Here is a 20,204-nt window from a genome sequence, read left to right as displayed (position 1 = left end):
CCACCGGGGGCGTTTTACGTATGACCGTTGGCGCCCGTGGCGCCCGCGGCCTCACCAGGCGATTCTCCCAAGACGCATGCAGCAGAATTCCTTCGACTCCTTCTTGCAGTCCATCGGACTGGGCACGCTCAGCCTGCATGGCTACGGCCCGCTGATCCTGGAAGGCACCCTGACGACCCTCAAGCTCGCCGGCTTCGCGCTGATCGTGGCGGTCATCCTCGGCCTGCTCGGCGCCTCGGCCAAGCTGTCGCGCCTCGCGCCCCTGCGCTTCATTGCCCAGAGCTACACCACCCTGATCCGGGGCGTGCCCGATCTGGTGCTGATGCTGCTGATCTTCTACAGCCTGCAGAACTGGCTGGGCGCCCTCACCGACTACATGGGCTGGGACTACATCGACATCGATCCCATGGCCGCCGGTATCGCCACCCTCGGCTTCATCTATGGCGCCTATTTCACCGAGACCTTTCGCGGCGCCATCCTCGCCGTGCCGCGTGGCCAGGGCGAAGCGGCCCTGGCCTACGGCCTGACCCGCTGGCAGACCTTCACCCTGATCACCTTCCCGCAGATGATGAGATTCGCCCTGCCCGGCATCGGCAACAACTGGCAGGTGCTGCTCAAGGCCACCGCGCTGGTCTCCATCATCGGCCTGGCCGATCTGGTCCGCGCCTCCCAGGAGGCCGGCAAGGGCACCTTCAAGCTGTTCTACTTCCTGATCGTCGCCGGCGTCATCTATCTGCTCATCACCGCCGTGACCAACGCCATCCTCGGGGCGCTGGAACGGCGCTATCACGTCGGCGTGCGGGAGGCCAAGCGATGATCGAACTCCTGCAGCAATACTGGAAACCGCTGCTGTGGACCGACGGCTACCACATCACCGGCCTGGCCATGACCCTCTGGCTGCTGGTGGCCTCGGTGGTAATCGGCTTCATCGTCTCGGTGCCGCTGTCGGTAGCCCGGGTCTCGGAGCGTCGCTGGCTGCGCTGGCCGATCGGCTTCTATACCTACGTCTTTCGCGGCACCCCGCTCTATCTGCAGCTGCTGATCTGCTACACCGGCATCTACAGCCTGGGCTTCGTGCGTGACCAGCCGATGCTGGGCAGCTTCTTCCGCGACGGCCTGAACTGCACCATCCTGGCCTTCGCCCTGAACACCTGCGCCTACACCACCGAGATCTTTGCCGGGGCCATCCGCAACACCCCCCATGGAGAGGTCGAGGCGGCCAAGGCCTATGGCCTGGACGGCTGGCGCCTCTATGTGCACGTGATCCTGCCCTCGGCGCTGCGCCGTTCGCTGCCGTTCTACAGCAACGAGGTCATCATGATGCTGCACTCCACCACCCTGGCCTTTACCGCCACGGTGCCGGACCTGCTCAAGATCGCCCGCGATGCCAACACCGCCACCTTCCTGACCTTCCAGGCCTTCGGCCTGGCCGCGTTGCTGTACCTGGCGGTGTCCTTCATCCTGATCGGCCTGTTCCGCCTGGCGGAGCGCCGCTGGCTGGCCTTCCTCGGCCCGACCCACTGACCCAAGCGGCCGCGCCCGGCGCGGCCCCGGAGTTGTCATGCGCCATCTCACCCATCCGCTGGTCGCCCCGGTCCCGGGCACCGAGCGCTGCATCCATAGCTTCCACTTCGGCCCCGCCGACAGCGGTCGCAAGGTCTATATCCAGGCCTCGCTGCATGCCGACGAATTGCCCGGCATGCTCACCGCCTGGCACCTCAAGCAGCGCCTCAAGGCGCTGGAAGCCGCCGATGAACTCCTGGCGGAAGTGGTGCTGGTGCCGGTAGCCAACCCCATCGGCCAGGACCAGCAGGTCGCCGACGTCCACCTCGGTCGCTACGAGCTGGAGACGGGGCAGAACTTCAATCGCCGCTTCCGCGACATGACTGCCCAGGTAGAGACGGTCATCGCCGAGCGCCTCGGCGATGACGTGGCCGCCAACCAGGCCCTGGTCCGCGCGGCCTTCCGCGAGGCCCTGGCCGCGGAATCCGCCACCACCCAGCTCGACAGTCAGCGCCTGACCCTGCAGCGCCTGGCCTGCGACGCCGAGGTGGTGCTCGATCTGCACTGCGATTTCGACGCCGTGGCGCATCTCTACACCACGCCGGAAGCCTGGCCCCAGGTCGAACCGCTGGCGCGCTACTTCGGTTCCGAAGCCAGCCTGCTCGCCACCGATTCGGGCGGCCAGTCCTTCGACGAATGCTTCACCCTGCTCTGGTGGAATCTCAACCAGCGCTTTGGCGAACGCCTGCCCCTGGGCAGCCTGTCGGTAACCCTGGAGTTGCGCGGCCAGCTGGACGTGCGTGACGAACTCGCCGCGGCGGATGCCGAGTCCATCGTCAACTACCTGCGCCACCAGGGCTTCCTGAGCGGCGCTGCCGCACCCCTGCCACCGCTGCTGCAACCGGCCACGCCGCTGGCGGCCGTGGAGCCGGTGGCGACCACCCAGGGCGGTGTGCTGGTGCTCAAGGCCCAGGTGGGCGAACGCATCGCGGTCGGCCAGGTGCTGGCGCAGGTCGTGGACCCCATCAGCGATCGCGTCGAAGAGGTGCGCAGCGCGGTCGCCGGCATCCTCTATGCGCGTTCCAATCGCCGCATGGCCACGGCCGGCATGGTGATCGCCCATGTGGCGGGCACCGAGGCCTATCGCAGCGGCTACCTGCTCTCGCCGTGATCCCTACCCCTTTTCTGCTGTGGAATCCCTATCCATGTACAAACTGACCGTCGAAGGCCTGCACAAGCGTTACGGCGACCACGAAGTGCTCAAGGGCGTGTCGCTCAAGGCCAAGACCGGCGATGTGGTCAGCCTGATCGGCGCCAGTGGCTCGGGCAAGAGCACCTTCCTGCGCTGCATCAACTTCCTCGAGCAGCCCAACGCCGTGACCATGACCCTGGACGGCGAGACCGTCCGCATGGCCGATGATCGCGGCGCCGTCCGGGTGGCCGATGCGGCCCAGCTGCAGAATCTGCGCACCCGCCTGGCCATGGTCTTCCAGCACTTCAATCTCTGGAGTCACCTGAGCGTGCTGGACAACATCACCCTGGCGCCGCGCAAGGCCCTGGGTGTGGGCAAGGCGGAAGCCGAAGACCGCGCGCGCAAGTACCTGGACAAGGTCGGCCTGCCGGCCCGGGTCGCCGACCAGTACCCCGCCTTCCTGTCCGGCGGTCAGCAGCAGCGGGTCGCCATCGCCCGAGCGCTGGCGATGGAACCGGAGATCATGCTGTTCGACGAGCCCACCTCGGCCCTGGACCCGGAGCTGGTCGGCGAGGTGCTCAAGGTGATCCGCGCCTTGGCGGAAGAAGGTCGCACCATGCTCATGGTGACCCACGAGATGGCCTTCGCCCGCGAGGTGTCTTCCCAGGTGCTGTTCCTGCACCAGGGGGTGGTGGAGGAAGAAGGTCCGCCGAGCGAAGTGCTGGTCAGTCCGCGGAGCGAACGCCTGCGCCAGTTCCTCAGCGGCAATCTGAAGTAGGCCTCGGGTCCCCGGCCGGGGACCCTACGCGAACCCGGCGGCGCCCGCCGCTCGGATTCGCGTCAGCGCGCTCAGCGGCGCGGCTGCTGGCGACGACGCTGGGCAGCCAGTTGCTCGCGCTCGCGACTGGGAATCGGGATGGCCTTGACCAGACCGAGTCGGGCGAGCAGGTCCAGCATCAGAGCTTGTATACGGTCGTTCATGAAAACTCCTCGAGCCAGCGCTCAGTCAGGGACAGCCATGGCGGGCAGCGCGTGCTGCCCTCCTCCACAATATTGAGCCTTTCCCTGTCGATTCAATCCACCGGCGTGCGGTTGTTCGTCGCAACAGGGCTGCGCTTTGTCAAAAAGTGTGTCTTTTACCTGGACGGCAGCGGCCGCGTGGATGCTCGCTCGCAGAGCAGTCGGTTGCCGATTGTTATCGGAACCCATATCAAATTCGACTGTCTGGAGCCTAACGACGAGTTCAATTCTCGATCTGAAAACTGACGAATGGCGAAAAAATGCCCTCTTCGTTGGTTATCATCGAGGGACGATAACGGGTTAGCCGCGGTTTCTCATCCAATAACAACGATGTCATCAGGGTGTTCGCACCTCGATGTTCTCCCTGCTTGTTGTTATCCCCATCACATCCTTTCTCAAGTTAGCGTGACCGGCACGGCAGGAGTGCTCCCATGACCAGATCCTTACCTCTCTTCCTCGTTTTAGGGCTGCTGGCCAGTCCGGCGCTGGCGGCCAGCTGGGGCATGCAGCGCGAGGTAGGGGATTTCGATCTGAAGATGGGCACGGCGCCGTCACGCAGCATGGCCCAGGGACTGGTCGCACCGAACTCCGCCGGCATGGGCGGTGGCTTCGATCTCACCCACGACAGCGGGCTGTACTTTGGCCAGTGGACGACCAACAACGCCTCGTCCGCGGAAGCGCCGCTGCTGGAGATGGACACCTACGCCGGCTACAAGCACCGCTTCGCTCCTGGTTATGGCTACGAACTGGGCGTGATCAACTACAGCAACCTGATCCAGAACGTCGATTCCAGTCGCGAGCTGTATTCCGGGATGACCGTCTATGGCAAGCGCCTGGGCGCCGCCTTCGCCAATGACCCGGGGCGCCACAATGCCTCGGTCTATGCCGACCTGGGGACCCTGCCGCTGATCAAGACCGGTGTCTCGCTCAAGTACACCAACTATGTGCTGGACGTACCCACGACCCTCGACAGCGGCGGCATGGTGCGTAGCTTCAACGACTGGTCGGTGAATCTGAGTCGCAAGTGGGTGAATACCCTGTTCAACCTGACCTACAGCGGCACCAGCCTGAGAGGCGCCGACTGCTCGGTGTATTCGGGCCACAACACCTACTGCGACAGCGCCCTGATGCTCAAGGCCTCGCACCCCTTCTTCTAGTCGTTACTGCCGCAGCAGGCTGCGCCCGATGCCGACTTGGGGCCGTTCCCGTCCCAGTTGCTGCAGCGCCTGCCGCGCCCGCACCTGTTCTCCTGCGTCCAGCTCCACCAGCCAGTCGACCCTGGTTCCCACCCGCGTGGCGATCGGCACTCCGTCGCGATAGAGCAGGCGATTGCCGGCCACGGCGGGCACCTTGGCCCCGGGCAGCAGGGTGCCGACCAGATTGAGCGGATCCAGCGCCGAGACGCACACCCAGAGATCTTCCGCCGGACGCTGGCGCCACTCACGCAGGGGTGCGATGGCCGCCGGATCGGCAAATTGCTCGCCGGACAGACCGGCGATGAAGCGCCCGCCGCGGATTTCGCCGCGGGCTTCCAGGCGATGGCAGGCGCGCAGGAGATCGCGCCAGGGCGGCAGGACGGCGCTCTCACGCTGCAGCAGCTGCCAGCAGAGCACGCCATAGCGACGCAGTAGCAGCCCGACCAGCCGCTCCAGCAGCGCATCCGGCAGCCGCGCCTCGTCCGGCGCCTCGGCGGGCCGCAAGGCGACCCAGCGACCGGCATCCTCCATCCCGCCATAGAGCGCCATGCGCCCGCGGCGCGAATCGCTGCGACCACTGCCACGCTTGGCCGCCGGCTGCAGCAGGGCGCGTAGGCCGGCGAAGCTGTCGGCGTTGACCGCACCGGCCCCTACCAGCTCGCCCAGGGCCGTCTCCAGCTCGCTGCGCAGCAGGCGCGCCTCGCCGAGCAATTCATCGAAAAAGGAGGCGCCGCGGTGGGTCAGCACCTCCAGCACCCGTTGCGCCTTGGGTGACAGCACTTCGCTGCCGGCGGGCTCGGTCAGGCTGTTCCAGTCGGCCAGGTGGCGGCGCGGCAGCAGGACGATGGGCGAACCCTTGACCGGTCCGCCGCCTCCGCGCCCCGCCTGGGGCAGGCGCAACCAGACCACGCGACCGGCGCGGCAGAGGTCATCGAGGTAGGTGAACTGATAGTTCGGCAGGCGACTGGGCAGGATCTCGCCTTCCCAGCCGGCGGCGGCGACCTCGAAGCCTTCCAGCAGGCCGATCACCTGCTCCAGGCCCTCATTGCCTCTCAGGATCGCCGGACCGGTCAGATGCTGGTGCTCCAGCAGAAATCTCAGGTAATCGGCCAGGGCCACCGGCTCAATGGCCTTGCGCAACCGCCCCAGGGTATAGCGATGGATCCGCGCCAGCAGGTGGCGCTCGCACCATTCCCCGGCGCTGTCCGCCGCTGTGAAGCGTCCCTGCAGGACATAGCCTTCACCCTGCAGGGCCAGCAGCGCCGGTGTGAGCTGGGCCGACGGCAACCCGAGACTGGCGGCCAGTCCATCCTGGTCTACCGGACCCAGGGCGGTGAGGCGCGCGCGCAGCAGCTCCACCAAGGCCGCCTCGGCATCCGCGGGCGCTGCGAAACCCGGCGGCGCCTCGAGCGCCGGCTCGGTGGCGACGCCGGGAAACAGCGCCTGGAACAATGGCAGTCGCTCGGCCGCGATCCACAGGGTCGCCGCCGGCAGCCGCAGCCGCCCTGCCCGCCCGGCCTTGACCAGCTGGCGCGCCTGGGTCTGCTGCGGTGCGACTTCAGCTTCGGTGAGAAAGCCGATGCCCAGCAGGGCTTCGTGCAGGTCGTCGGCGCTTTCCAGCCGCGGCCAGGCTTCCTCCCGCACCAGGGCGATGGCCGCCGGATCCAGGGCGCCCAGTTCGTCGGGATCGGCACCGCCGAAGCGGCGATTCTGCACCGCCAGGGTCCGCCGCTCCTCGACGGGCGCGTCGTCCAGATAGGCATAGGGCTTGGCCGTGAGCACCTCGGCGGCCAGCGGCGAAGGTCCGGGCAGGTCGCGGGTCAGCAGGGTCAGTTGGCCCGCCGTGATGCGTCCCAGCAGGGCCAGCCAACCGCGGCTGTCGAGGGATTCGTGCAGGCAATCATCGAGGGTCTGGCGGACCAGCGGGTGCTCCGGCACCTGGCGCTCGCCGGCGAGATTTTCCAGGCAGGCCGCCTGATCGGGAAAGACCGTGGCCAGGAGGTCTTCGCTGCGCATGCGCTGCACCTGGGTCGCCACCTTGCGCCCGGCGCTGAAGCGCGGCAGCGCCAGGGCCGTGGTGGCGTTCCAGCGCCAGCGCACCGCGAACAGCGGGGCGTCGAGCAGCGCCTGGATCAGCACGGTCTCGGCGGTGGCCGGATGCAGATAGCGCCAGACCTCATCGAGCACGAAGCTGTGGCTGGTGGCCAGCGAGAGGATCAGGGCGTTCTCGGTCGCCGCCGCCTGCAGCTCGACATTGAAAGTGCGGCAGAATCTCTTGCGCAGGGCCAGGCCCCAGGCACGGTTGATGCGGCTGCCGAAGGGCGCATGGATGATCAGCTGCATGCCGCCGGCCTGGTCGAAGAACCTTTCCATCACCAGGGTCTGCTGGGTCGGCAAGGCACCCAGCGCCTGGCGCGCCCGACCGAGATAGTCCACCAGCTGGCGCGCTGCGTCCTCGGCCAGCGCATAGGCCGCGCCAATGCGGGCGACGGCCGATTCGGGCGGCTCGTCGGCGCCGGGCAGCAGGGGTTCGAGTTCCGCGCGCAGGCGCGCCAGACCCGCCGACAGCTCATCGCTGCGCCCCGGCGCCTCGCCGTGCCAGAAGGGAATGTTGGGCGGCTGGCCCTTGGCATCCTCCACCCGCACCTTGCTGCCTTCGATCTTGACGATGCGGTAGGCGGTGTTGCCCAGCTGGAAGACGTCGCCCACCAGGCTTTCAAAGGCGAAATCCTCGTTGACGCTACCGACGGTATGGCCCTGGGGTTCGAGCAGCACGCTGAAATCGCCGCTTTCCGGGATGGTGCCGCCGCTCATCACGGCGGTCGCCTTGCCGCCGCGGCGGCCGCGCAGGAGTCCGTTGACCGCGTCCCGATGGACATAGGCAGCGCGCGGACCGCGGCGATCCGTATAGCCCTGGCTGAGCATCTCCACCACGGCCCGGTAGTCGGCTTCGCTCAGCGCGGCATAGGGTTCGGCCTGGCGCAGTACGGCCAGCAGGCCTGCTTCCGACCACTCCTGGCAGGCGACCTCGGCCACCAGTTGCTGGGCCAGCACGTCCAGCGGCGCCAAGGGGATGTGCAGGGTATCCAGCTCACCGCGGCGCACGCAGTCGAGCAGCGCTACGCACTCCACCAGGTCGTCGCGCGAAGTGGGAAACAGCCGCCCCTTGGGCAGGCCGCCGACCTGGTGATTGGCGCGGCCGACCCGTTGCAGGAAGGCGGCGATGGAGCCTGGAGAGCCGATCTGGCAGACCAGGTCGACATCGCCGATGTCGATGCCCAGTTCCAGGGACGCAGTCGCCAGCAGCAGGCGCAATTCGCCGCGCTTGAGGCGCTGCTCGGCGTCCAGTCGCTGCTCCCTGGCCAGGCTGCCGTGGTGGGCGGCCACCTGGGCAGTGCCGAGGCGATCCGAGAGCTGCCGGGCCATCCGCTCGGCCAGCCGGCGGGTGTTGACGAACACCAGGGTAGTGCGGTGCGTCTCGGCCAGCTCGGCCAGGCGGTCGTAGATAAGCTCCCAGGCCTGGGTGGACAGCATGGCCTCCAGGGGAAGGGGCGGTACCTCCAGCGCCAGATCGCGGGCGCGCTGGTGACCGATGTCGATGACGGTGCAGGGCCGTGGCTGCCCCGCGGCATCGCGGCCGACCAGGAAGGCGGCCACGGCGGCCAGCGGCTTCTGGGTGGCGGACAGGCCGATGCGCTGCAGCGGATGGCCCGTGAGGGCCTCCAGACGCGCCAGACTAAGGGTCAGGTGGCTACCGCGCTTGCCATCGGCGATGGCATGGATCTCGTCGACGATGACGCCGCGCACGCTGGCCAGCATCCGTCGCCCGGAATCCGAACCCAGCAGCACATAGAGGGATTCGGGGGTGGTGACCAGCAGGTGCGGCGGCCGCCGGCGCATGGCGGCCCGCTCCTTTTGCGGGGTATCGCCGGTGCGCACCGCCGTGCGCAATTGCAGCGGCGGCAAACCCCGCGCGTCCAGCGCCGCGCCGATCCCGGCGAGAGGCTCTTCGAGATTGAGGCGGATGTCGTTGGACAGGGCCTTGAGCGGCGACACATAGAGCCAGAGGCAGGCCTCGGGCAGGCCGCCCTCCTGCAACGCCTCCTGCACCAGGCCATCCAGCACGGCGAAAAAGGCGGTCAGCGTCTTGCCTGAACCGGTGGGCGCCGCCACCAGCACCGAGGCGCCGGCGCGAATGGCCGGCCAGGCCTGCAGCTGCGCCTCAGTCGGGGCGGGAAAGCGCGTCGTGAACCAGCTGCGCGGCGCGTCGTGAAAGTCCGCCAGGACGGCGGCAGGCAAATTCGAGGTCATCTGCCCAATATGGGAGGGGCCATCCGGGGCCACAACCCAAGCCGACCGGCGGCTCAGGCGATGCGATTGCGCAATTCGCCCCCCTGCAGCAGGGCGTGGAGGTTGGCCAGCATCACCTCTTGCTGGGCCTGCTGGGCCGAGGCCGCATTGGCCGCGACATGGGGACTGAGCACCAGGTTGGGCTGCTGGCGCAGGCGCGCGGGCACCTCGGGTTCGCGGGCGAAGACATCCAGCGCCGCGCCGGCGATCACCTCCTGCTCCAGGGCGTCGGCCAGGGCATCCTCGTCGACCACGCTGCCGCGGGAGATATTGACCAGATGGCCCTCCGCTCCCAGCGCGGCCAGGACCTCGGCATCCACCGCCCCCACGGTCTCGGCGCTGGCGCGGACCGCCACCACCAGCACGTCGCTCCAGCGCGCCAGCTCCAGCAGGCTGCCGTGATAGGTGTAGTCCAGCCCTTCCCGCCTTGAGCGATTGAAGTAGCCGATCTCCATGTCGAAGGCCGCGCCGCGCCGGGCGATGCGCCGACCGATCTCACCCAGGCCATAGATGCCCAGGCGCCGCCCAGCCAGGCCCGGGACCTGGGGCATGCGCTCGACGGCATTGCCCTGCCAGCGGCCGCTGCGGACGAAGGCGTCGCCCTGCAGCAGGCGCCGCGCGCTGGCCAGGATCAGGCCAAAGGCGAATTCGGCCACGGCGGTGGCGTTGGCATCGCCGGCCGTGGTCACGGCGATACCGCGCGCGCGACAGGCGTCCAGTTCTACCCCTTCGTAGCCGGTGCCGTAACAGGCCACCAGCCGCAGCGCCGGCAGGGCATCCAGTAGCGCGGCGCGGGTCGGCAGGCCGCCGATGGTCAGCAGCGCTACGGCCTCCTCGGCCCCCGCGGGAAGCGCCGCGGGGTCGGCCGACGGGAACGGGCCGAGCACCCGGTAGTGGGCTTCGAGCTGGGTCACCAGTCCCTGGGGCAATTGCGGGGCCATCAGCAGCGTTTGTTTCATTTTGTAATACTTTCCCTGAGACAAAACCCAAGCGTCGCCAGCAGGAGCCGTGGTCGTCAACCATTCTCTTTAGGCTGCCACTTTCGGCGGTCTTGATCCGTGCCTTCGAACCAAGCCAAGTCCTTGATCGGCTGGGAAATTCGCGCAACTTGTCGAGCCGGGTCCAGGTCCGATCGGCGTCCGCCAACCACACAGGGATTTTCGGGATGACCAGAGTTCTCCGCCAGGCCGGCACTGCCTCCTGCCTCGCCTTGCTCGCCGGTCTGCCGCTGAGCGCCACGGCGCTGGAATTCAGCGGCTACGGCCGGGTAGGTGTTGGTGGCTCCGCGGAAGGTGGCAAGCAGAGCTGCTTCCAGCTGCCCGGGGCACCGGCCAAATATCGCCTGGGTAACGAATGCGAGACCTACTGGGAACTCGAATTGCACCAGACCCTGTACAAGGGCGTCGATGGCACCGAATTCAAGGTGCACGGCATGGCCAGCCTCTACAACGTCTATGACCAGACCCCCACCTTCAGTGGCGACAACGGCAACGTGCGCCTGCCGCAGATCTGGACCAGCCTCAGCCTGCCGGCGCTCAATGGCGGCGGTCTCTGGGCCGGGCGTCGCTACTACAAGCGTCACGACATCCATATCAACGACTTCTACTACTGGAATCCGAGCGGCACCGGTTTCGGCGTGGAGGACTACGGCCTGGGCGACAGCGGCCTGCGGCTGAGCTACGCCTTCAGTCGCGAAGACAACATCGACCAGCCGGACAAGGCCAACCGCCACGACCTGAACCTGGGCGGCATCAAGACCAATCCCGGCGGCGAGATCGAACTGGGGCTGTCCTATATCCAGCGCGCCGGTCAGGTCCAGAACGCCCACAGCGGCTGGTCGGCCACCGCCGAGCACAAACAGGCGCAGTTCTTTGGCGGGGTCAACGTCTTCACCGTGCAATACGGTCGCGGGCCGGGCACCGGCCTGGGCGCCACCGGCAGCCTGACCGCCGACCGGGATTACGAGAGCCTGCGCGTGCTCGAATCGCCGCGCTGGCAGCTCACCCCGCGCTTCGGCGGCCAGTTGCTGGCGCTCTATCAGCGCGACCGCGCCCCCGGCGATGGCGGCCAGACCTGGTACTCCTTCGGCGTGCGGCCCAGCTATGCCTTCACCCGCCTGTTCAAGTTGCAGGTGGAGTTCGGCCACGACCAGATTCATCCCGACAGCGGCGCCACCCGCACGCTGAACAAGGTCACCGTGGCGCCGACCCTGGCGCTGGGCGGCATGGGGCTGATGGACCGGCCGGAGATCCGCCTCTACTGGACCTACGCCAGCTGGAACCGCGGTGCCCAGGATGCCGCCGTGGCCGGTACGGCGCTGTCCGACAGCGGCGCCTTCGGCGACGCCCGTCACGGCAACAACTTCGGCGTGCAGCTGGAAACCTGGTGGTAGACAGGGGTAAGCGAGACCGCCCGTCATAACCGGGCGAACTAAACTTATGCCGCCCGGTCGGTTTCCTGACAACCAAATGGCCGACCAGGGAGAACGCCATGAATCCTCTCGCCCGCGAGCTGCCCGCAGCGAGTGACACCGCCACCACCCTGCTCGAGCGCTTCCAGCGTGTGCGCAGGGCCAGCGAGGCGCTCTGCGCTCCGCTCACCGTCGAGGATTACGTCATCCAGAGCATGGCCGACGTCAGTCCGCCGAAATGGCACCTGGCCCACGTCACCTGGTTCTTCGAGGCCTTCATCCTCAAGCCCTTCCTCAAGGGTTACCAGACGCCCAATCCGGCCTACGACTACCTGTTCAACTCCTATTACGAGACCCACGGCAAGCCCTTTCCGCGGGCGGCCCGCGGGCACCTGTCGCGGCCGGGCGTGGACGACGTCTATCGCTTTCGCGCGGCGGTGGACACGGCCATGGCCGAGCTGCTCAGCGCGCCGCCGGCCGAACATGCCGCCGAGATCGCCCGGCGCCTGGAACTCGGCCTGCACCACGAGCAGCAGCACCAGGAATTGCTGCTCATGGACATCAAGCACATCCTGGCGCAGAACCCCCTGCACCCGGTCTATCGCGCCGACCTGGCCAAGGGTCCCGCGGGCGCGGTCGCGCCGCTGGGCTGGGAAGCCCATCCGGGCGGCGTCCGGCATGTCGGCCATGGCGGCGACGGCTTCGCCTTCGATTGCGAGACGCCGGTGCATCGGCAATTCGTCGATGACTTCCAGCTGGCCGACCGGCTGATCACCAATGGCGAATACCTGGCCTTCATCGAAGACAACGGCTACGGCCGCAGCGATCTCTGGCTGTCCGACGGCGCCGCGGCCATCCGCACCCTCGGCTGGCAGGCGCCGCTGTACTGGCAGAAGCTCGATGGCGTCTGGCACCACTTCACCCTGGGCGGTCTAACCCCGGTGGATCCGACCGCGCCGGTCTGTCACCTGAGCTTCTACGAAGCCGATGCCTACGCCAGCTGGGCCGGTGCCCGGCTGCCCACCGAGGCGGAATGGGAAACCGTGGCGGCGCGCCAGCCGATCCAGGGCAACTTCGTCGACCAGGATCACCTGCAACCGGTCGCCAATGCGGGCCAGGGCATGCGCCAGCTGTTCGGCGACGTCTGGGAGTGGACCGGCAGCGCCTTCCGCCCCTACCCCGGCTTCAAGCCGCTGCCGGGCAGCCTGGGCGAATACAACGGCAAGTTCATGTCCGGCCAGATGGTCCTGCGCGGGGGCTGCTGCGCCACGCCCCAGGACCATGTGCGTGCCACCTACCGCAACTTCTTCTATCCCACCATGCGCTGGCAGTTCTCCGGTCTGCGCCTGGCCAGAGAGGTCTGACCCATGGCCCTAGCCGTGCGCTTCTTCGATCAGCAACCGGTGACCGTCGCCGACAGCTCGCTGCGGGACGATGTGCTCCAGGGCTTCGCCCGGACCCCCAAGGCGCTGTCACCCAAGTACTTCTACGATCAGCGCGGTTCGGAGCTGTTCGAGGCCATCACCCGGCAGCCCGAGTACTACCCCACCCGCACCGAAGAGGGCATCCTGGCCGCGGCGGCCGGTGAGATCGCCCGCCTGGCGGGGCGCGACGCCGCCCTGGTCGAACTGGGCAGCGGCGCCAGTCGCAAGGTGCGCCTGCTGCTCGAAGCCATGCACCCGGCCGGCTACCTGGGCATCGACATCTCCCGGGAATTCCTGCTCAGCAGCACCCAGCGTCTGGCGGCCGATTATCCCTGGCTGGACGTCAGCGCCGCCTGCGCCGACTTCAGCCGGCCCATGACCCTGCCCGACAGCCTCGACGGCCTGCGCCCCATCGCCTTCTTTCCCGGTTCGAGCATCGGCAACTTCACTCCGGAAGAAGCCGGCGTTTTCCTGCGCAATCTGCACCGGATGCTGCCGGCGACCGGGGGCCTGCTGATCGGCGTGGACCTGATCAAGGACAGGGCGCGGCTGGATGCGGCCTACAACGATGCCGCGGGAGTGACCGCCGACTTCAATCTCAACCTGCTCGAACGCATCCGCCGCGAGCTGGACACCGATCTGGACTCGCAGCGCTTCCGCCACCTGGCCTTCTTCAACGAGGAACAGGCGCGTATCGAGATGCACCTGGTCAGTACCCGCGACCAGACCGTACGTCTCGAAGGCCGCCGCTTCACCTTCCGCGAAGGCGAGCGGCTGCATACCGAGAATTCCTACAAGTACAGCCTGGAGAGCTTTCGAGCCCTGGCCGAAGACGCCGGCTTCAGACAGGTGCGGGTGTGGACCGACCCCGAGGGGCTGTTCGCCGTTTTCTACTTCGCGGCCTGAACCTTTCGACAGGTAAATGACAACCGGTAGACTGTGAGGCGGGTAGTGAGGGAACTCTCGACCCGATCACGCTCTAAGTAGCAATCTGCTACTACAGCGCACTGAGACGTTGCTATGGAGCCCGCTCCACTCACTGCGGCCAACGAACGCCAGCGTCTTGCACTGCTGCGCGATCTTGCCCTGATCGACCGTCCTGCCGACCGTGCCTTCCAGGATCTCACCGATCTCTGCGCCCGGTTGTTCGATGTCCCCTATGCAATGATCTGCTTTCTTGACGGCCAGCAGGTCCATTGTCGCGCCACCGTGGGCTGCGCGCCCCTGACCGTGCCGCGCGCCCAGTCGTTCTGCCAGCACCTGCAGGAAACCAACTTGCCGCTGCAGGTGGAAGACGCCCGCCACGATGCCCGCTTCGCCGATCTCCAGGTGGTCACGGGCGCACCCCACATCCGCTATTACCTGGGCGCACCGCTGCGCACCGCCGAGGGGCTGATGCTCGGTAGTCTATGCCTGTTCGATGTTGCCCCCCGCGCCGCCCTGCCCCAGGATCGGCTGGTGGCGCTGCAGCAACTGGCGGCCCTCGCCAGCCAGCACATCGAATTGCTGCGCACCGAGGCCTTCTGGGACCCGGTCACCCAGCTGCCCAATGGCCAGCGCTTCAGCGAGGATGCAGAAGCCCTGGCGCGGGCGGGCACCCCGGTGGTGGCCGTGGCGGCCGATCTGTTCGCCCAGAGCTATCTCAACGACTTCATCAAGGCCATGGGCCAGGCGCATTTCGATGGCCTGCAACGGGCCATCAAGCAGCACCTGCGCCGCCTGCTACCGGCCGAACAACCGCTGTATCGCCTCGGACCGGCCCGCTTCGGCTTTCTGCTGCACGATGCCGACGAGGCCGCGCAGCGGGCGCTGCTCGAACGCCTGCAGGAGGAATTGACCGGGGTGCTCGACTACAACGGCATTCCCATCCAGACCCGGCTGGGCCTGGGGGTGATGTCCCTGACCGACGATCATCCTACCGATTGGCTGCGCGCCCTGATCGCCACCGCCGACGATGCCCGCGCGGAAATGCGCGGCTGCCGGTATTTCGATCCGCAGCATGACGCCGCCTACCGTCGCGCCTTCGCCCTGCTCAGCGCCCTGCCCCAGGCGCTGCGCGCCGAGGACCAACTGAGCCTGGTCTATCAGCCGCGCATCGACCTGGCCACCGGTCGCTGCCACAGCGTCGAGGCGCTGTTGCGCTGGCAGCATCCGCACCTGGGCCCGGTCAGTCCGGCGGAATTCATTCCGCTGGCAGAAAAGACCGCGCTGATCACCGCCCTGAGTCGCTGGGTCATGCAGCAGGCCATCAGCCAGGCCTATACCTGGCAGCGGGAAGGCCGGGGCCTGGGGGTGGCGATCAACATCTCCGCCCATGACCTGAACGATCCGGACTTCACCGAGCACACCACCGACCTGCTGCAGCGCTATCCGGTCAATCCCCGACGGCTGGAGCTGGAGGTCACCGAGAATGCCCTGCTGGGTGACGTGGCGCTGATCCATCGGCAGCTGGCCGCCCTGCGCGAGCTGGGCATCGGCATCGCCATCGACGACTTCGGGACCGGCTACAACAACCTCTCGCACCTGCGCGAGTTGCCGGCCGACACCATCAAGATCGACCGCAGCTTCGTCCGCGAGCTGACCCATCGCACCAAGGACCGGCTGATCGTCAGCTCGCTGATCGAACTGTCCCATCAACTGGGCTTTCGCATCACCGCGGAGGGCATCGAGACCGCCGAGGCCCTGGCCAGTCTGCTGGCCATGGGCTGCGACGAAGGCCAGGGTTTCTGGATCGGCAAACCCATGCCCGAACCGGAATTGCAGGCCTGGCTGCTGATCCAGCAACCGGATCTGCAACGCTCGACCCGCCGTGCGCCGGTCTTCCAGCTGTTCGACAACGCCGCCAAGCATTGAGCCCGCCCTGCCCCGCGGCCTTGCCGCGGGTTGGCGCCTCAGGCCCGGCGCCGGATCACTCCTGGGTGCGCTTGCGCGGCGGCGCGAAGCCGTCGGCCGAAGTCGGCACCAGGGCGCCGGGGCGACGCTCGGACTTGGGTTTGGCCTTGCTCTTGGCCTTGCCGTCCTTCTTGCCCTCGGTCTTTTTCTTCTTCACGCCCGCCGCCTTGCCCGAGGCCTTGAGCTTTTTCGGACCGCTGTAGCTGGCCTTGAGACCCGGCAGGTGACGGCGCTCGAATCTCAGCTTGAGATAGCGCTCGATGCTGGACATCAGATTCCAGTCGCCATGGGTGACGAAGGAAATCGCCAGACCGGCCTCGCCAGCGCGCCCGGTGCGGCCGATGCGGTGGACGTATTCGTCGCCACTGCGCGGCAGGTCGTAGTTGATCACCAGGTCCAGGCCGTCGACGTCCAGGCCGCGGGCGGCCACGTCGGTGGCGATCAGCACCTTGACCGCGCCGCTCTGCAGCCGCTCCACGGCCAGCTTGCGGTCCTTGGTGTCCTTGTCGCCGTGCAGCACGAAGACCTTGAGGCCCTCGGCCACCAGGCGGCCGGTCAGGCGATCGGCCTGCACCTTGGTGTTGGTGAAGACGATGGCCTTGCGATAGGTCTCGTTGGCCAGCAGCCACTGCAGCAGGCGCTCCTTGTGCGGCGGCTCGTCGGCCAGGATCACCTGCTGCACCACGGCTTCGTTGAGCTCGCCGGTGCGGTCCAGCATGAGGTTCTGCGGCTCGCGCAGGACCTGCTCGACCACCTGGCGCAGGCTGTTGCCCCCGCTGGTCGCGGAGAACAGCAGGGTCTGGCGGCCTTCACGCGCGCAGCTGGCGGCGATCTGCAGCACGTCCTCGGAAAAGCCCATGTCGAGCATGCGGTCGGCTTCGTCCAGCACCAGCATCTCGATGTCCTTGAGATCCACGTTGCCGGCGTTGCGCTGCTCCAGCAGGCGACCGGGGGTGGCCACCAGGATCTCCGGATTCTTGCGCAGGCCGGCGGCCTGGACGCGGAAGTCCTCGCCGCCGATCACCAGGCCGGCCTTGAGAAAGGTGAACTGGCCGAAGCGTTCGATTTCCTTGGCGGTCTGCTGGGCCAGCTCGCGGGTCGGCAGCAGGATCAGGGCGCGGGCGCCGGAACGCGGCTTGGGATCCTTGAGCAGGCGATCCAGCAGCGGTAGCAGGAAGGCCGCGGTCTTGCCGCTGCCGGTACGGGCGGTGACGCGCAGGTCATGGCCGTCCAGGGCCGGGCCCACGGCAGCGGCCTGGACCGGGGTGGGCGTCTTGAAGCCCAGGGTGTCGAGGGCCTTGAGCAGGCGCTCGTGCAGAGCGAGTTCGGTAAACACGGGGTAGACCTCGGTGAAGAAAGGCGGCCGCCACCGGCGACCGCAGGTGATCAGGGGACCAGACGGCTGCGGAACAGTGCCTGGTGCTCGCGGCACTGGGCGGCAGCGAGCAGGAAGACGCCATGGCCGCCGCGCTCGAATTCGAGCCAGGTGAAATCGACTTCCGGATAGAGCGCCTCGACGTGGACCTGGCTGTTGCCCACCTCCACGACCAGGATGCCCTGTTCGGTGAGGTGATCGGCCGCCTCGGCCAGCATCCGTCGCACCAGATCCAGGCCGTCGTCACCACAGGCCAGGCCCAGGGCCGGTTCGTGCTGGTACTCGGCCGGCATGTCGGCGAAGTCCTCGGCATCCACATAGGGCGGATTGCTGACGATCAGGTCGAAGCGCTGCCCCGGCAGACCGGCGAAGCCGTCGCCCTGGACGGTATAGACGCGCTCCTCCAGGCCGTGGCGCTCGATGTTCTGCCAGGCCACTTCCAGGGCGTCGTAGGACAGATCGCCCAGGGCCACCTCGGCCTCGGGGAAGGCATAGGCGCAGGCGATGCCGATGCAGCCCGAGCCGGTGCAGAGATCGAGGATGCGCGCCGGCGTGGCCGGCAGCCAGGGGGCGAAGTGCGCTTCGATCAGCTCGCCGATGGGCGAACGCGGCACCAGCACCCGCTCGTCGACGGTGAACGGCAGACCACAGAACCAGGCTTCGCCGAGCAGATAGGCGGTGGGCACGCGCTCCTGGATGCGCCTGTGCAAGAGCACCCCGAGTTCGTAGCGCTCGTCGTCTTCCAGGGCGCAGTCCAGGTAGCGGTCGGCGGTGTCCCAGGGCAGGTGCACGGCGCCCAGCACCAGGGCGCGGGCCTCGTCCCAGGCGTTGTCGTGGCCATGGCCGAAGAACAGCTCTTCGGCATGGAAGCGGCTGACGGCCCAGCGGATGTGGTCGCGCAAGGTGCGCAGGCGGGATTCGCTCATGAAAGGCTCCGGATGATCAGCCGCGCATTCTAACCCGCGCCCGGTCCGGCTGCAGGAACTTAACGCCGGCCCCCTTCTTCCTAACCCTAAAGGTCCAGTTAGGAGAACGTCATGAGCAAGACCGTAGCCGACCATCTCTGGGAGCGCCTCGGGCAGTGGAACGTCGAGCGCGTCTTCGGTTATCCCGGCGATGGCATCAACGGCATCATGGGTGCCCTGGGGCGGGTGGCCGAGCAGTTCGACTATGTCCGGGTGCGCCACGAGGAGATGGCCGCCTTCATGGCCTGCGCCCATGCCAAGTTCACCGGCGAGGTGGGCGTCTGCCTGGCCACTTCCGGGCCCGGGGCCATCCACCTGCTCAACGGCCTGTACGATGCCAAGATGGACCATATGCCGGTGGTCGCCCTGGTCGGCCAGCAGGCCGCCTCCTCGCTCGGCAGCGACTACCAGCAGGAAGTCGATCTGCACACCCTGTTCAAGGACGTTTCCGCCTACGTGGAGACGGTGGTGCATCCGGCGCAACTGCGCCATGTCATCGACCGCGCCTTTCGCGTGGCCATCGCCGAGCGCCAGGTGGCCACGGTGATCATTCCCAACGACATCCAGCAGTTGCCGGCGGTGGAAAGCCCGCCGCACCAGCACGCCAATGTCCTTTCCGGGGCCGGTGCCATCCCGCCACGGCCCTATGCCCAGGAAGACGACCTGCAGGCCGCCGCCGACATCCTCAATGCCGGCAAGAAGGTGGCCCTGCTGGTGGGCGCCGGTGCCCTGCAGGCGCGCAGCGAGGTGATGGCGGTGGCCGAGAAGCTCAGCGCCGGGGTCGCCAAGGCGCTGCTGGGCAAGGGCGTGGTCTCCGACGAACTGCCCTATGTCACTGGCTCCATCGGCCTGCTCGGCACCGAGGCCAGCGATCTGCTGATGAAGGAATGCGACACCCTGCTGATCGTCGGCTCGACCTTTCCCTATACCGAATTCCTGCCCAAGGAAGGCCAGGCGCGGGCGGTGCAGATCGACCTGCATGCGCGCAACATCAGCATGAGGTATCCCATCGAGCAGCCGCTGCTGGGCGATGCCGCCGAGACCCTGAGGCGCCTGCTGCCGCTGCTGCAGAGCAAGCCCCACGACAAATGGCGCGCGCGCATCGAGAAGAGCGTGGCCGACTCCTGGCATTCCATCGAGCAGCGCGCTTTGGCGCCCGCCGATCCGATCAATCCGCAGCGGGTTTTCCATGAGCTGTCCCAGCAACTGCCGCGTGACGCCATCCTCTGTGGCGACAGCGGCTCCCACACCAACTGGTATGCCCGCGACATCCGCATGAGCGGGCAGATGCTGGGGTCGCTGTCGGGCAAGCTGGCGACCATGGGTTGTGGCATTCCGTATGCCATCGCCGCCAAGTTCGCCCATCCGGATCGTCCGGTGATCGCCTTGGTGGGCGACGGCGCCATGCAGATGAACGGCAATGCCGAACTGGTCACCCTGCAGCAGTACTGGAAGAGATTCAGTAACCCGACCTTTATCGTCATGGTGCTCAACAACGGCGATCTCAACCAGGTGACCTGGGAGCAACGCGCCCTGGCCGGTGATCCCAAGTTCGCCCCGGCCCAGGACGTTCTGGACTTCCCCTATGCCCGCTATGGCGAATTGCTCGGCTTCAAGGGCCTGCGCATCCATCGTCCGGACGAGATGGCCGATGCCTGGCAGCAGGCCTTCGAAGCGGATCGCCCGGTGGTGCTGGAGTTCGTCACCGACCCCAGCGTGCCGCCGCTGCCGCCGCACATCAGCTTCGAGCAGGCCCGGGCCTTTCTCGGCGCCATCGCCAGTGGTGATCCGAATCGCTGGGACATGCTCAAGCAGGGGGCCCGACAGCTGCTGCGCTAGCCCGCACCTCTCAGGCTCGCCAAGGACCGCCGAGGCGT

General features: G+C 67.4%; 15 protein-coding genes. 10 read left to right on the top strand and 5 right to left on the bottom strand.

The annotated features are described in order from the left end of the window. Positions 1-76 precede the first annotated feature (76 nt). The 4 genes from CFE50_RS03510 to CFE50_RS03495 are packed head-to-tail and all read left to right on the top strand — an operon-like array spanning position 77 to position 3,473. Positions 77-817 (top strand): ABC transporter permease, encoded by a 741-nt coding sequence (locus CFE50_RS03510; RefSeq protein WP_007158911.1) that lies wholly within the window; start codon positions 77-79, stop codon positions 815-817. Beyond that, positions 814-1,524, top strand: a complete 711-nt coding sequence (locus CFE50_RS03505) for an ABC transporter permease (protein ID WP_007158912.1) — start codon at positions 814-816, stop codon at positions 1,522-1,524. The genes CFE50_RS03510 and CFE50_RS03505 overlap by 4 nt, the downstream gene beginning before the upstream one ends. A gap of 37 nt (positions 1,525-1,561) precedes the next feature. Next, positions 1,562-2,674 (top strand): succinylglutamate desuccinylase/aspartoacylase family protein, encoded by a 1,113-nt coding sequence (locus CFE50_RS03500; protein WP_286731221.1) that lies wholly within the window; start codon positions 1,562-1,564, stop codon positions 2,672-2,674. 34 nt (positions 2,675-2,708) lie between these two features. Next, the gene (locus CFE50_RS03495; protein WP_241809340.1) at positions 2,709-3,473 is read left to right on the top strand and encodes an ABC transporter ATP-binding protein; all 765 of its coding nucleotides are present in this window, start codon (positions 2,709-2,711) and stop codon (positions 3,471-3,473) included. A gap of 71 nt (positions 3,474-3,544) precedes the next feature. Here the strand turns inward: CFE50_RS03495 and CFE50_RS03490 are convergent, their stop codons facing one another. Beyond that, positions 3,545-3,676, bottom strand: a complete 132-nt coding sequence (locus tag CFE50_RS03490) for a hypothetical protein (RefSeq protein WP_283818375.1) — start codon at positions 3,674-3,676, stop codon at positions 3,545-3,547. 470 nt (positions 3,677-4,146) lie between these two features. On the opposite strand from CFE50_RS03490, the gene CFE50_RS03485 reads away from it, so the two are divergent. Beyond that, complete coding sequence (locus tag CFE50_RS03485; RefSeq protein WP_286731217.1) at positions 4,147-4,872, top strand: TorF family putative porin; 726 nt, start codon at positions 4,147-4,149, stop codon at positions 4,870-4,872. 3 nt (positions 4,873-4,875) lie between these two features. On the opposite strand, the gene CFE50_RS03480 is transcribed toward CFE50_RS03485, so the two are convergent. Both CFE50_RS03480 and CFE50_RS03475 read right to left on the bottom strand, forming a co-directional pair. Continuing rightward, positions 4,876-9,222 (bottom strand): DEAD/DEAH box helicase, encoded by a 4,347-nt coding sequence (locus tag CFE50_RS03480; protein WP_286731215.1) that lies wholly within the window; start codon positions 9,220-9,222, stop codon positions 4,876-4,878. 53 nt (positions 9,223-9,275) lie between these two features. After that, positions 9,276-10,220 carry an NAD(P)-dependent oxidoreductase gene (locus CFE50_RS03475; RefSeq protein ID WP_286731212.1) on the bottom strand — a complete coding sequence of 315 codons (945 nt, stop codon included), beginning with the start codon at positions 10,218-10,220 and terminating at the stop codon, positions 9,276-9,278. 206 nt (positions 10,221-10,426) lie between these two features. Between CFE50_RS03475 and CFE50_RS03470 the strand changes: the two genes are divergently transcribed. The 4 genes from CFE50_RS03470 to CFE50_RS03455 all read left to right on the top strand — a co-directional run bounded on the left by CFE50_RS03470 (position 10,427) and on the right by CFE50_RS03455 (position 15,948). After that, positions 10,427-11,653: a maltoporin gene (locus CFE50_RS03470; protein ID WP_286731209.1), complete on the top strand. Its 1,227-nt coding sequence runs from the start codon at positions 10,427-10,429 to the stop codon at positions 11,651-11,653. A 98-nt stretch (positions 11,654-11,751) separates the two neighbouring features. Then, a complete protein-coding gene (egtB, locus tag CFE50_RS03465; RefSeq protein WP_286731207.1) occupies positions 11,752-13,035 on the top strand; it encodes an ergothioneine biosynthesis protein EgtB in 1,284 nt (427 codons plus the stop codon). A gap of 3 nt (positions 13,036-13,038) precedes the next feature. Then, a complete protein-coding gene (gene egtD, locus CFE50_RS03460; protein WP_241808909.1) occupies positions 13,039-14,001 on the top strand; it encodes an L-histidine N(alpha)-methyltransferase in 963 nt (320 codons plus the stop codon). A 114-nt stretch (positions 14,002-14,115) separates the two neighbouring features. Further along, positions 14,116-15,948, top strand: coding sequence for a putative bifunctional diguanylate cyclase/phosphodiesterase (locus CFE50_RS03455; RefSeq protein WP_286731205.1), 1,833 nt, complete (start codon positions 14,116-14,118; stop codon positions 15,946-15,948). Positions 15,949-16,003: 55 nt separating this feature from the next. Here the strand turns inward: CFE50_RS03455 and CFE50_RS03450 are convergent, their stop codons facing one another. Both CFE50_RS03450 and prmB read right to left on the bottom strand, forming a co-directional pair. Next, the gene (locus CFE50_RS03450; RefSeq protein ID WP_286731202.1) at positions 16,004-17,323 is read right to left on the bottom strand and encodes a DEAD/DEAH box helicase; all 1,320 of its coding nucleotides are present in this window, start codon (positions 17,321-17,323) and stop codon (positions 16,004-16,006) included. 50 nt (positions 17,324-17,373) lie between these two features. Next, the gene (gene prmB, locus CFE50_RS03445; RefSeq protein ID WP_042133433.1) at positions 17,374-18,288 is read right to left on the bottom strand and encodes a 50S ribosomal protein L3 N(5)-glutamine methyltransferase; all 915 of its coding nucleotides are present in this window, start codon (positions 18,286-18,288) and stop codon (positions 17,374-17,376) included. A 111-nt stretch (positions 18,289-18,399) separates the two neighbouring features. Between prmB and CFE50_RS03440 the strand changes: the two genes are divergently transcribed. Beyond that, positions 18,400-20,166, top strand: a complete 1,767-nt coding sequence (locus CFE50_RS03440; RefSeq protein ID WP_286731201.1) for a thiamine pyrophosphate-requiring protein — start codon at positions 18,400-18,402, stop codon at positions 20,164-20,166. Positions 20,167-20,204: the final 38 nt, after the last annotated feature.

It is taken from the genome of Pseudomonas sp. PGPPP4, from assembly GCF_002256045.1.
Classification (GTDB): Bacteria; Pseudomonadota; Gammaproteobacteria; order Pseudomonadales; family Pseudomonadaceae; genus Chryseomonas; species Chryseomonas oryzihabitans.
Note: the sequence above shows the minus strand (reverse complement) of the source record. Positions and strands in the feature narration are given on the sequence as shown.

Coding starts and splice junctions, on each gene's coding strand:
- CFE50_RS03510 (WP_007158911.1), top strand. CDS start 77: ATGCAGCAGAATTCCTTCGACTCCTTCTTGCAGTCCATCGGACTGGGC.
- CFE50_RS03505 (WP_007158912.1), top strand. CDS start 814: ATGATCGAACTCCTGCAGCAATACTGGAAACCGCTGCTGTGGACCGAC.
- CFE50_RS03500 (WP_286731221.1), top strand. CDS start 1,562: ATGCGCCATCTCACCCATCCGCTGGTCGCCCCGGTCCCGGGCACCGAG.
- CFE50_RS03495 (WP_241809340.1), top strand. CDS start 2,709: ATGTACAAACTGACCGTCGAAGGCCTGCACAAGCGTTACGGCGACCAC.
- CFE50_RS03490 (WP_283818375.1), bottom strand. CDS start 3,676: ATGAACGACCGTATACAAGCTCTGATGCTGGACCTGCTCGCCCGACTC.
- CFE50_RS03485 (WP_286731217.1), top strand. CDS start 4,147: ATGACCAGATCCTTACCTCTCTTCCTCGTTTTAGGGCTGCTGGCCAGT.
- CFE50_RS03480 (WP_286731215.1), bottom strand. CDS start 9,222: ATGACCTCGAATTTGCCTGCCGCCGTCCTGGCGGACTTTCACGACGCG.
- CFE50_RS03475 (WP_286731212.1), bottom strand. CDS start 10,220: ATGAAACAAACGCTGCTGATGGCCCCGCAATTGCCCCAGGGACTGGTG.
- CFE50_RS03470 (WP_286731209.1), top strand. CDS start 10,427: ATGACCAGAGTTCTCCGCCAGGCCGGCACTGCCTCCTGCCTCGCCTTG.
- egtB (WP_286731207.1), top strand. CDS start 11,752: ATGAATCCTCTCGCCCGCGAGCTGCCCGCAGCGAGTGACACCGCCACC.
- egtD (WP_241808909.1), top strand. CDS start 13,039: ATGGCCCTAGCCGTGCGCTTCTTCGATCAGCAACCGGTGACCGTCGCC.
- CFE50_RS03455 (WP_286731205.1), top strand. CDS start 14,116: ATGGAGCCCGCTCCACTCACTGCGGCCAACGAACGCCAGCGTCTTGCA.
- prmB (WP_042133433.1), bottom strand. CDS start 18,288: ATGAGCGAATCCCGCCTGCGCACCTTGCGCGACCACATCCGCTGGGCC.
- CFE50_RS03440 (WP_286731201.1), top strand. CDS start 18,400: ATGAGCAAGACCGTAGCCGACCATCTCTGGGAGCGCCTCGGGCAGTGG.